The sequence below is a fragment of the Candidatus Eremiobacteraceae bacterium genome, assembly GCA_035710745.1.
In the GTDB taxonomy this organism is placed as follows: Bacteria; Vulcanimicrobiota; Vulcanimicrobiia; order Eremiobacterales; family Eremiobacteraceae; genus JANWLL01.
On the sequence record DASTCX010000028.1, the window covers coordinates 1 to 11,212 of the forward strand.

Below are 11,212 nucleotides of genomic sequence, written 5' to 3' on the forward strand. Positions count from 1 at the left end.
CGAGCTAAAGCTCGACCGCTACATGCTATCGGGAAGGTCGCGGCGGTCGACCGTGAAGGTCGACCGCTCCACGCTCATTGCGCCGCTGGGATGAGATAGTTCACGAACGGGTCGGTCTGGAAGTGCCGCCAGATGCCGTACTGGCCGTAGTTCGCGGCGGTGATCATGACGGTCATGTCGAGCTTCGGGATGACGAAGAGCAGTTGGCCGCCGTTGCCGCCCGCACTGATCGCCGGATACGAGACGCCGCCGACCTCGAACGTGGATAGGTGCCAGCCGTAACCGTAGTCGCCCGGCGCATTGAGCGCCGAGTGCGGCGCGATAGCTGACGCGAGGAATCGCGCGTCGATGATGCGCCGGCCGTTCCACGTGCCGCCGTCCAAGATCAGCTGACCGAACTTGAGGAAATCGCGCGGCAGGAACTGGCCGCCGCCCGCCATGTAGGCGTCGGAGATCGGCGCCGGCATGAGCGGCAGCGCGTACGGGCCGAACTGCATCGGCTCGGCGAATTTGGTATAGAAGTAGTCGGCGAGCGAGTCGTCGGTCGCCGCCGCGATGACGGCACCGAGCACGTTGATGCCGCCGCTGCAGTAGACGGCCTTCGAACCAGGATCCGCGACGACCGGCAACGCGAGCGTATATCGATACCAATCGGGAACGGCGGCCTGGCTCTCCATCGTGTCTTCGTTGCCCGGACTATTGTCGTCGTTATCGTCGCATGCGAGACCCGACGACATCGTCATGAGATCCGCGACCGTGATGGCCTTTTTTCGAGGATCAGACGATAGCGCGTCGTCGTATTGGGGGAGCACGTCAGCCACGAGCGAGTCGGGCGTGAGCTTCCGATCGCCTTCCATAGCCTCGCCGACCATGAGCGTCGTGACGCTCTTGCCCGCAGAGCGGACGTCGTGCGGCGTCGTCGCGTCGTAGCCGTAGAAATACTCGTCGAGCACGAGCTTTCCGTGCCGTGCGATGGATACGCTCGTGATGTACGCCGACGCGGGCGATGAAGCGGGTGTTGCAAGAAGAGAATCGACGAACGCGGTCACCTTCGCAGGATCGAGGCTCACATCGGTGAGCGACGCGGTCTGCCAACCATCGTCCGTCTGCGCGGGCGGCCGATATGCATACGACGTTTGGCCCGGTCGCGGTGCGAAACCGGGCGTCGACGCGGGGTCGACTTTCGCGAACGTGAAGGGCGTAGGGTATCCGTCGAAGGTGAATCGCAGCGTGTTCGCTCGAGAATCGTACGTGCCGGCGATGTCCGGCTTACCGGCTGCGCGGAGGCTGACGCTGTTGCCGTTGACGAAGAACGTACGGATGCCGATCCGCGCACCCGCATTTACCTCCGGGTTCCGCAGGAATGCTCCGAGCGTGCCGTCGGCGTTCTGCGTGATGGTGAGGAACAAGTGCGTCACGTCGCGGACAGGACGGATCGCACCGGTCCAGTCGCCGCCATCGTCTGAAAGCGCGATCGGGGTTACATACCGACCGCCGTACGTCAGAGTCGCCGGTTGGATCCACTGGGCGGTGTGCGCTGCGCCCGCGCGAGCGAACAGCATCAGCCGGCTGCCGTCGCTGAACGTGATCACCGTGGGGGCGGATCGCGACGGCGAAGCCTCGTGCGTCTCGCCGGCGACGGTCGCGGAGATCTTTTCGTTCGATGCGACGATCTGCACTTGCCCTGCACCGAAGACACGTCCGAAAGATTGGACACTTGCCCACGAGCCGACGAACGGCGAGGCTGCTGCCAGGGTGATCGAGGTCAGGAGCGCGAGTTGCGAGATGCTCATGCGCCGCCGTTCGACGGCTCCAGCTCGCGTCCTCACCGCTTTCAGGCGTCTTTCAGCGACCGCCCCACGCAAAACGCTCCACGCCCGCTAATTCGGAATCGTTTGATGGTGCGGGGCTAACAAAAAAGCCGAGCTTCGCTCGGCCTACTACCTTTTCACGCAAGACCGCGGCGGTCGACATGAATGTCGACCGCTCACTATTTGCTTGTTAGCCGGTCCACCAGCGACGCGAGCCGGCGTCGACGTGCACCCAACCCTCGGGATAGTAGCCGACGCCCCCGGTGGACGGACACGCCCACGCGATGTTCGCGAGGTCTTCCATGCCGATGCCGGGCACGTCGAAGTCGCACGCCTCGCCGTACATATGTAGAGAGTGCGGTGCGGCGCCCTCGATCATCGCATTCGTCTGCGGGGTACGGTATCCCGAGTGGACGATGATGGGCGCGCGAATGCCGTCGCGGACGAGATATTGCTGGATCGCCCAGAGCGTCTCGACGAGACGGATCGAGATCTGGACGTCGCCGATGCTCGGGTCGACGTGTGCGTCGCGAAGCATGGCGCACAGTTGGTAGTAACCTGGTTTATAAATCGACTTGCCGTCGAGGCTGAAGGGTTCGTCGGCCGACTCGCCCGTGTCTTGACGTACGAGCCAGAGCGAGTATTCCTCGCCGGCGCGAGAGCGGACGGGGAGCGAAAGCGTGGCGGCCGCTGCCGCCGCACCAGCGACAAAACCGCCCCGAGTCATACGGCACATCGTACATCAATCATCGGCAAAAACGCGCTCGTCGTCTAGGGCCTGGCGTCTAGGGGCGTGAGGGCAGTCACGGCGAAGGTCCCGCCTGGAGAAAGCGGTGCCGATCGACAAGATCTACCACCCTGCCGTGCTCGTCGCGGCGGCCCTCTACTTCGGCCTCGGGCGTCTGTGGTATGGTCCGTTCTTCGGGGCTCGGTGGGCGGCTGCGGTGCACGTTGCGAATCCGGGGGCGAGCGTTTCGGACCCGGTGCCGATGCTCGTCGCGGCGGCGATGTCCGTCGTCATCGCGTACGTCGTCGCGATGTTGCTCCACTTGGTACAGGGCGCCGAGCGCACGGTTTGGAGCGGCATCAGCTTCGGGTTGTTCGCGGGCGTCGGCATGGTGGCGAGTGCGATGCTTGCAAGCGGTCTGCAAGAGGGTCGCCCGACCGTGCTGTGGCTCATCGATGCCGGGTATACAGTCACCGGCTGCATGCTCATCGGCGCCGTCGTCGGCGGATGGAAGAGGTCGCATGTTCTTTAGGCAGATATTCGAAGAGGGACTCGCGCAAGCGTCGTACATCGTCGGCTGTACCGAGACGGAGACGGCCTTGGTCGTCGATCCGCGGCGCGACATCGATGTGTATTTGCGAATCGCGCAAGAGAACGACCTCAAGATATCGGCGGTGACGGAGACGCACATCCACGCCGATTTTTTATCGGGCGCGCGGGAGTTGGCGGCTGCGACGGGGGCGACGCTGTGTCTTTCCGGGTGCGGCGGTCCGGAGTGGACGTACGGGCCGTCTGGATCATCGGCGCCGGTGAGACTGCTTCACGACGGCGAATTGATCGAAGTCGGGCGCGTTTTGGTGGCGGTGCGACACGTGCCGGGGCATACGCCCGAACATTTGATGTTCATCGTGACCGACGGTGCCGTTTCCTCGAACCCCATGATCGCGATGACCGGCGACTTCGTGTTCGTCGGCGATCTCGGGCGGCCGGATCTGCTCGAGAAAGTGGTCGGCGTATCGGGAGGCGCCGAGCGCGGCGCACGCTCGATGTTCGCGAGCTTGCGAAGCGTGTTCTCTTCCGTGCCCGACTACGTGCAGTTGTGGCCGGGGCATGGTGCAGGCTCCGCGTGCGGCAAGGCGCTCGGTGCGGTTCCGGCGTCGACCGCGGGCTACGAGCGTCTGACCGCGTGGTGGGCACCGTACGTCGCATCGGGGGATGAGGCCGGCTTCGTGCGCGAGCTGCTCGATGGCCAGCCGGATGCGCCGACGTATTTCGCACGCATGAAGCGCTTGAATCGCGACGGCGCGCCGCTCCTAGGCAAGCTGCCCGAGGCGCGTCGATTGGATGCGGCCGGATTGGCCGCTGCGGTCGGTGCGGGCGCGGTGGTCGTCGACTCGCGTCGGAAGAAGGCATTCAAGGCCGGTCACCCGATCGGAGCGCTCGCGATCGCGGATGAATCATCGTTCTCGACGCGCGCTGCGTGGTTCGTCGATCCGGAAAAGCCCATCGTGTTGATCGCGACGCCGGATCACGTGGAGGGATTGGTGCGTGCGCTGATCCGCGTCGGCCTGGACAAGGTAGCGGGTTTCGTCGATGCCGGCGACACATCAGCCCTTTCTGCAATGGGGACCGCAACGCTCGACTCGATCGATCTCGCGGCGGCGCGCAAGCGATGGGAAAGCGGCGAGGCAGTGATCATCGACGTCCGCAACGGCGGAGAATGGCGCCACGGACACATCCCAGGAGCTATTCACACGCCGGCGAGCACATTAGGCGCGATGCTCGATTCGGTTCCGCGCGACAAGCCACTGCTCGTCCACTGCGCCGGCGGCAACCGGTCGGTCGCGGCGTCGAGCGTGCTGCTCGCGAACGGCTTCACGCGTGTGAGCGATGTCGCTGACGGCTTCGACGGTTGGGAAGCAGCGGGCTATCCGGTTGACCGCGAGGACGAAGCGGCAAAAATCGCCTGATCTGCGGCTTATGCCTCGCGCTCGTGTTCTAGGGTCGCGCAGCCGGGCTTAGCGCGACGCCGAACGCGGTGAACGTCCGCGAGATCTTGCCGATGAGCGAGCCGTCGGGGTACGAGAAGATCAGGACGTTATCGCTCGCCGAGTCCGCCACGTATAGCTTCTGGAAATACTTGCCGAACGCCAAGCCGTATGGGTTCACGAAGTTCCCAGTGATGACCAAAGACGGCGTCGACGAGCCGGGTGGAAAGACATCGACGGCGGGCGCCGTTTGATCGCATGCCAGCAGATCGAGGTTTCGATCGAGCGCAAGTCCGCCGGCGAAGCCGAGATGGATGCCGAGGTCCTGACCGGTTTGCGAGCCGGGTGCGAACTCGAGGATCCGCCCACCGGTAGAAGCATTGTAGCTGACGTAGAGATTATTTTTCGGGTCGACGGCGAGACCGTCGGCGCCGCCGTTGATCGCGATCGCCACGTTCGGCGCCATCTGGCCGGGCGGATACTCGAGCACTTGAGTGCCCTGACCGATGCCCATATAGTTGACGAGGTACATCGTTCCGTCGCCGCCCACAGCAACGGTCAGCGGATTGGTGAGCCGCTGGTGGAAGCCGCGCGTGTACGTCCGGCTTGGTGTGAGCGAACCGGGCGGATATACGGTGACCGTCTGATTGTCGACGTTTGACACGAAGAGATCACCGCTCGAATCGACCGCCAGCGCATTCGGCCCGCTGATGCCCTTCGTGATCATCCCGAGGAGCTGGTGCGGCGCGTTCTTCTCGTAGATGTCGACGCTGCTGCTGCGGCCGTTCGATACGAAAATGCGGCCGTCGGCGGACGCCGGCGCCAAAACAGAGTCCGACGCCGGCATCTGTGCGAGCATCGGCATCGCCCCCGACGATATCGGGCGTGCGCCTACCGGCATGGCGGGGGTCGAAGCTGTCGAGCAGCCCGCCAGGGAAAGAGCGAGCATGCCGGCCGCAAGCGTTGCGACGATGCCGTTTTTTCTCACGATGCTCGAACTCCGATCTTGCGCGCCGGTTGGTTGAGTCGACGTTAGTGTACAGTGCTTAATTTCCTGTGAAAGGCCGTCGCTCACCTCCGCCCGCGTACACTCTGCTCCGTAGGGCTCGGATTCTCAGTGGTATTTCAGGCGCCCTGGGAAACGTGTCCGGATGCAATCGCGAACGCTCATCGCCAGCCTCATCGCCGTCGTCTGCCTCGTGCTCATCGGTGCGGGGATCGCCGGCGTCGTCGCATTCCACGAGCTCGCGTCGATGTCGAGAAATCTCGACGAGACGACGGCGAAGATGGATGTCGTCGCGACGAACATCGAGCGAGTCTCGAAACAGATGCAGACGCTCGATCGAGTCGACCGGCAGCTCGCGGCGATGAACGGCAAGCTATCCAAGACGAACGATTTGCTGCTCAGGACGAACGCGAGTCTCGACACGATGGTAGCCGAGTCGAAGGCAGCGGATGCAAAGCTCGCGCGAATGGCAGGCGACCTCTCGGTCATGTCGCACAAGATCTCCGGCTCGTTCCTATTCCGCGGGGTGAAGTGACCCCACGCAGGCACCTGTCGTAGAAGACGCGGTGTGATTGAAGTCCCGCATGATTTTGCGCTGCCGCTTGAGCGTCACAGACGCTCCTCGCGTGGGACGCCTGCAAGTCTTTGCTGGTTCGATCCCCGAAGCGTAAGGATCATGAGACGATATCACTTCGTGGGATTTCTTATCGGACTCGTCGTGGGACGACGTCGGTCGTTTCGCATCCGCGCATCTCATCACTGGATAGGAGAGGTTTAATGGCGGGCTACCTCGTGGCGTCGGTCAAGTGGCACGATGCGGAAGCTGCGACACGCTATTACCACATGGTCCTCGAGTCGCTAAAACCGTTTGACGGCAAATATCTGGCGCGCGGCGCCCCGGCGTTCGTGCTCGAGGGCGACCAAACGCCTGCACGCCTCGCGATGATCGAGTTTCCTACTCCCGACCACGCAGACCGCTGGCACCAGTCGGACGATTACGCGGCGGCACGAAAGGTGCGAGAAGAGTTCGCCGAGACCTATTGGATCGTCGTCATGGAGCAGCTAGCGCGTTGATGCGCTAGGCGTCGGGCGAAGGAGTCCAGAACAGGTCACCCTCCTCATCGGAGGGTTTCTTCTTTATTTACGAGGTTCAGATGCGGATAGCTGCTATCGTTGTCGCGTTCATGTTCGTTTTGCCATCGCCTTCGAGCGCCGGCGCACCTGCGTATAGCGATGCGGACGTCCAACAACTCGTCCAAGCAGTGCTCGCCATACCCGTCGATCATCAGTTCTTGCTCGCGCTGGAAACCCAGCCCGCGTCTGACATGCCGCCATGGGACCACCTTGCGCACTACGCGGGTCCCGTCAAGATCCCGGACGGTCGAACGGCGTATGCGGTGGTCGTCGATGACCAGTATGCATCGGCTCTCACCGACCTCGGCCACGCGGACCATGCGGTCGGGGCTGCAGTCACGGCGGCGGTCTTCTTGGCGGTCATCGATGCCGGACGTGCCGGCCCGAAGTGGAAGTCATGGTACGATAAAGCGGCGGCCGCAGATGCGGCTCTTCCTGGGTCGGTCGCCGATCGTTATACGAACCGCCATGCGCTCGTCGCCGCGCTGGCGGATTCGAAAACCGCGCTTTATGCGAGCATCGCCGGGCCCGACACGGCTTCTTATGACGAGTTCGGTTTACCGTTGTCGGACCCGATCGACTACGGGACCGGCCTTGTCGAGTATGCGCGCCTCGGCGTCGCGTCGGCTCGCTTGATCGAGCTCTACGAATTTCCTGGCGCTCTCAAGCAGCACGCGACGCAGTCGTTCATCGACGCTTGGTTCGCTAAACTCGGGCCGCTACTGCCGGACGACGCATCGCGTGCACACCTCACAACGCTGCGTCCATTGTTCGCCGTCGCGAGCATCGACGACCTCAAGACGCACCAGCAACGATTCGCCGGAGGCATGCTCAGCGTTGTCAACAGCCTCGATAAGATTCAAGTCGAGGCTTTTGGCATCGGCTACGATGCCAACGATTTGCGGTATAATGCGCTCGGGATCAAGAGCACAAAAGAAGACGACGAGCTCCGTAGCTTAGTCGGTGGATCGGACGCGCTCGACAGCGCCGTCCCTGGGCTAACGGATTTGCGCGCAAGGCTTGCGTCTCTCGGACCGGCCGACTGGTCGACGGTCGCGGACCTGTCCGGTCAAATCGTGAAGCTGCTCGTGCCGAACAAACACTCGAATTAGAATGACGCTAGTCGATCGAATTCGTACCGCGCTGGCCGATACGCCGAACGTCCAAGAGAAGCGCATGTTCGGAGGGGTCGGGTTCATGGTGCGCGGCAAGCTGTGCCTGTCGGCGCGACAGAAGCGGATGATGTGTCGCATCGACCCGGCGTTGCATGACGACGTGCTTCGGCGGAAGTCGTGCCGGACGGTCGTGATGAAGGGGCGTTCGCTTCGCGGCTACGTCCGCGTCGAGGCGTCGAAAGTAAGGACAAGGCGCGATCTCGACTACTGGGTCGCGCTCGCGCTCGATTACAATCGGCAGATCACCGAGAGTGTGAAGAAGAAGCCGCGCCGGTTGAGCTAAGGCCGCTACAATGCCGAGCTTCGCTCGGCCTACTACAGAGCCGGGGGCTTCCTTGTGCTTTGTACGGCGCGGAACAGATCGGCGGCCGGGCATGGGTCGCCCTGGAAGCGCATCGTCTTCGACCCGCTGTCGTCGGTGATCGTCACGTCGTATTGGAATGCGTCCGGCATCATCGCGCCAGAATCCGATGCGGCGGCGGTCATTCGCGCGACGATCGCTTCGATAGCGTGCGCGCGATAGGCGTCGAGCGATCCAGTGTCGGTGCTGGCGGTCGTCGTTATGCCGGCGATCCCGCCGCTCCGCGTGATGGAGACCTTCAAGAGAGCTGCAATCGTGTGGAGTTGCTCATACGCCGACTGAAGCCCAAGCATACTGCAGCGCCGGGACCGAGCCGGCGTCGACCTGCCTCGCGACATCGAGCGTGATCGCTTTGAACTGCGCAAACGTCGCCGTCGATGGCAAACCTGATCCGGTCGCTGCCATGTACCAGACGCGGCCGGGAGTCTCCCACGCTTTGCCGCCGACGGCGACCGCGTACGTCGCAAAAACCCTGTTCGGTATCCCCGAGTTTATGTGCACGCCGCCGTTGTCATCAGAACCTGTGAAGCGATCGGCATACGTCGCCGACTGGGGATCGTCGCCGAACGCCAATCCGCGATAAGCCGTGCCTGGGTTGAGCATGTCGCGCAATCCGCGGCAGACCGCGCCTGCTGGTAACGGATGCGGCGGGATGAGGATGCCTTCACCGATGAGCCAGTCAGAAGTCGCGGCATCAAGGTCGAGGTGCCGCTGTTTCACCAGGATCCCGAAGACATCCGATAGCGACTCGTTCAAGGCTCCAGATTCACCGAGGTAGGCGAGCGCCGATTCGTTCTGCGTGACGCCGTGTGTCATCTCGTGTCCGATGACGTCGATCGCGCCGGTAAACGCATGCATCAACTTTCCATCGCCGTCTCCGTAGACCATCTGCGATCCATTCCAAAACGCGTTGTCGTAGCCGGCGCCGTAGTGGACCGTTGAATCGAGCCGGAGGCCTTTGTTGTCGATCGAGTCGCGGTTGAAGACGCTCTTGTAGAAGTCCCAGACGATTCCGGCGCCGTCGTAAGCTTGATCCTCCGCCGTATCCCCGGTCGCGGGGCCGCCCTCCGGCCGGACGATTCGGCCTGGAAGCGATTCGTGGCGGGAGGCGGTGTAGACGCTTCGCGTCAGCACGCCCGGCGTATCGGCACCCGGGCCTTCAAGTGGTTCGTTCGCCGAGCGCTGTGCGCGCAGTCGAGCGGTGATCTGCAGACCGCGAAGCCCGAGCCGCTGCAGCTCCGGGTCCCGGCTTTGGCTGAGCCGGTTGAAGATGTGCGGCGGGATGATCGAACAGCACGGCGCTGAGATCGTCTTTCGCATGAGGTGCGCGTCCCTCCGATGGCGCTCACTGGTTCGGCGAGCAATGCCCGCCATACCGTGCGGCGCGTGTCGAACCGGAAGCCACGCGCTGCGATGCCTATGCGAGACAACTGTAGCAGTGCGCCGTCGCCTCGACACCGGGGAAATCACCCTCATTAGATGGTAGGCTCGCTACCGTGAGGCGCTTAGCAGCGGGCTCGACTTAGACTTTTGGGGGGAACGTGGCCTCGCCCGACATCCATCAGACGGCCGATTCGAGCCCGGGAACCATCGCTGACCGGGCCTTATCGCTTGCGGCCTCGTTCTGGCGCCCAGTCCTGGCGCTCGCGCTCCTCACGTATATCCCGCAAGCGATACTCCACTTCAACACGGCGACGGCATGGGTGAACCTATACGGGCATACCGTTCCAACCGGCACGGGCCATCCGGACATCTTCGATTGGGCTACCACCGAGATCGAAGAAAACCGCCTGGGCCTAGGCAACTGGCCAGCCGTCGACATCGTCCACGACGTCTTGCTGCTCTTAGCGGCCGGCTTGATCGCCGTTTACGTCAGCGACTGGATGGGCCGGCGTCGAGCCAAGTTTTCCGAGACGCTCGCCCGCTTGTCGGAGCGATGGCACGTCGTCGCGCTCTGCGTCGCGGCCATGGCGGCCATCATGTTCTCGGTCCGAGACGCGTTCGACATGCTAACGTCCTGGTATTTCAACGTCGATGTGAACGCCGTCGATCCGACATTTCTGGTGATGTTAGATGTCATAAGGCCGTTCTGGTCGATCGTGATCAGCTTCGCCGAATTGCTTGCGCTCGTGTTGGGGATCAGCATTGTCGCGTCGGCGGTGCTCGACGAGGGCTCAGTAGGCGAGTCATTCATCGAGGGCTTGGTGGCATCGCTGAATCGGAGAAGCTGGTTTCGGACGATGCTGTTCACGGCCGCCTTCGTCGTGCTCTACCGCATTGCGTCGTGGGCATCGATCGGCGCCACATTGGTGCTGAATGCGACACATTCGCCGTTGCTCGACACATTTGTTTACGTCGCGGTGTATGCGCTCCCGACAGCGTTCGTCGTGATGACGACGGTGACGTCGTACGTCGACCTCACGGAGCTGCCGGCTCCATAAATCCAGTTCCAGCAAGACGTTCTAGCACTATTCTTGAACAAACGTTGGTACCAGGCGGTGATGGATATGCTCAACAATCGTGATACCGTCGTCCGATACTTCAACGAAGTGGCGGACCTTCTCACCGAGTACGACGAGAAGTCGCTCGACCGGGATCGGCTTGTGCTGACAGTTCGGAACGTCACGCTCGGCGTCCAATTGGCCGCGAGTCGTAGCGACGGCGGCTACACGCCGTATCTGGCGACGAGCGACACGGAAGAGTTGACTGAAACTGGAACTGGCCTCAACGTGACGCCTCGCTTCACCCCGCAGCCCGCGGACGATGCGGGTATGATCGCTGCCAACATCAGGTCGGTGCTGAGCGAGCCCGACTAAGGTGAAGCCGCGGCGGTCGAGATGAATCTCGACCGCTCCCTATCAAATGGTTAGGTCGCGGCGGTCGAGCTAAAGCTCGACCGCTACAAGGACCAAGAGGTTAGGCCGCGGCGGTCGAGATGAATCTCGACCGCTCCCTATCAAATGGTTAGGTCGCGGCGGTCGAGCTAAAGCTCGACCGCTACAAGGACCAA

The 11,212-nt window shown here is 62.8% G+C and carries 13 protein-coding genes; 8 read left to right on the forward strand and 5 right to left on the reverse strand.

Annotation, left to right across the window (positions count from 1 at the left end; all coding sequences use genetic code 11):
• Nucleotides 1-74 precede the first annotated feature (74 nt).
• Nucleotides 75-1,793 carry a serine hydrolase domain-containing protein gene (locus VFO25_11205; GenBank protein HET9343468.1) on the reverse strand — a complete coding sequence of 573 codons (1,719 nt, stop codon included), beginning with the start codon at nucleotides 1,791-1,793 and terminating at the stop codon, nucleotides 75-77.
• Between the two features lie 208 nt (nucleotides 1,794-2,001).
• Nucleotides 2,002-2,547 (reverse strand): DUF882 domain-containing protein, encoded by a 546-nt coding sequence (locus VFO25_11210; GenBank protein HET9343469.1) that lies wholly within the window; start codon nucleotides 2,545-2,547, stop codon nucleotides 2,002-2,004.
• Between the two features lie 97 nt (nucleotides 2,548-2,644).
• On the opposite strand from VFO25_11210, the gene VFO25_11215 reads away from it, so the two are divergent.
• Together VFO25_11215 and VFO25_11220 are read left to right on the forward strand one after the other, a co-directional pair.
• Nucleotides 2,645-3,070, forward strand: coding sequence for a DUF1761 domain-containing protein (locus tag VFO25_11215; GenBank protein HET9343470.1), 426 nt, complete (start codon nucleotides 2,645-2,647; stop codon nucleotides 3,068-3,070).
• Nucleotides 3,060-4,508 carry an MBL fold metallo-hydrolase gene (locus tag VFO25_11220; GenBank protein HET9343471.1) on the forward strand — a complete coding sequence of 483 codons (1,449 nt, stop codon included), beginning with the start codon at nucleotides 3,060-3,062 and terminating at the stop codon, nucleotides 4,506-4,508. Before VFO25_11215 ends, VFO25_11220 begins: the two co-directional genes overlap by 11 nt.
• Before the next feature lie 28 nt (nucleotides 4,509-4,536).
• On the opposite strand, the gene VFO25_11225 is transcribed toward VFO25_11220, so the two are convergent.
• The gene (locus VFO25_11225; GenBank protein ID HET9343472.1) at nucleotides 4,537-5,514 is read right to left on the reverse strand and encodes a hypothetical protein; all 978 of its coding nucleotides are present in this window, start codon (nucleotides 5,512-5,514) and stop codon (nucleotides 4,537-4,539) included.
• A gap of 163 nt (nucleotides 5,515-5,677) precedes the next feature.
• Here VFO25_11225 and VFO25_11230 point away from each other — a divergent pair, with 163 nt between their 5' ends.
• The 4 genes from VFO25_11230 to VFO25_11245 all read left to right on the forward strand — a co-directional run bounded on the left by VFO25_11230 (nucleotide 5,678) and on the right by VFO25_11245 (nucleotide 8,124).
• Nucleotides 5,678-6,067, forward strand: a complete 390-nt coding sequence (locus VFO25_11230; protein ID HET9343473.1) for a hypothetical protein — start codon at nucleotides 5,678-5,680, stop codon at nucleotides 6,065-6,067.
• Nucleotides 6,068-6,309: 242 nt separating this feature from the next.
• Nucleotides 6,310-6,606 carry a DUF1330 domain-containing protein gene (locus VFO25_11235; protein HET9343474.1) on the forward strand — a complete coding sequence of 99 codons (297 nt, stop codon included), beginning with the start codon at nucleotides 6,310-6,312 and terminating at the stop codon, nucleotides 6,604-6,606.
• 80 nt (nucleotides 6,607-6,686) lie between these two features.
• Nucleotides 6,687-7,778, forward strand: coding sequence for a hypothetical protein (locus VFO25_11240; protein HET9343475.1), 1,092 nt, complete (start codon nucleotides 6,687-6,689; stop codon nucleotides 7,776-7,778).
• A 1-nt stretch (nucleotide 7,779) separates the two neighbouring features.
• Nucleotides 7,780-8,124, forward strand: coding sequence for a TfoX/Sxy family protein (locus VFO25_11245; protein ID HET9343476.1), 345 nt, complete (start codon nucleotides 7,780-7,782; stop codon nucleotides 8,122-8,124).
• Nucleotides 8,125-8,156: 32 nt separating this feature from the next.
• On the opposite strand, the gene VFO25_11250 is transcribed toward VFO25_11245, so the two are convergent.
• Nucleotides 8,157-8,444: a protealysin inhibitor emfourin gene (locus VFO25_11250; GenBank protein HET9343477.1), complete on the reverse strand. Its 288-nt coding sequence runs from the start codon at nucleotides 8,442-8,444 to the stop codon at nucleotides 8,157-8,159.
• Between the two features lie 25 nt (nucleotides 8,445-8,469).
• Nucleotides 8,470-9,522: a M4 family metallopeptidase gene (locus VFO25_11255; protein HET9343478.1), complete on the reverse strand. Its 1,053-nt coding sequence runs from the start codon at nucleotides 9,520-9,522 to the stop codon at nucleotides 8,470-8,472.
• Nucleotides 9,523-9,743: 221 nt separating this feature from the next.
• On the opposite strand from VFO25_11255, the gene VFO25_11260 reads away from it, so the two are divergent.
• Together VFO25_11260 and VFO25_11265 are read left to right on the forward strand one after the other, a co-directional pair.
• A complete protein-coding gene (locus VFO25_11260; GenBank protein HET9343479.1) occupies nucleotides 9,744-10,643 on the forward strand; it encodes a hypothetical protein in 900 nt (299 codons plus the stop codon).
• A gap of 33 nt (nucleotides 10,644-10,676) precedes the next feature.
• Complete coding sequence (locus VFO25_11265) at nucleotides 10,677-11,018, forward strand: hypothetical protein (GenBank protein HET9343480.1); 342 nt, start codon at nucleotides 10,677-10,679, stop codon at nucleotides 11,016-11,018.
• The last annotated feature ends 194 nt before the right edge of the window (nucleotides 11,019-11,212 follow it).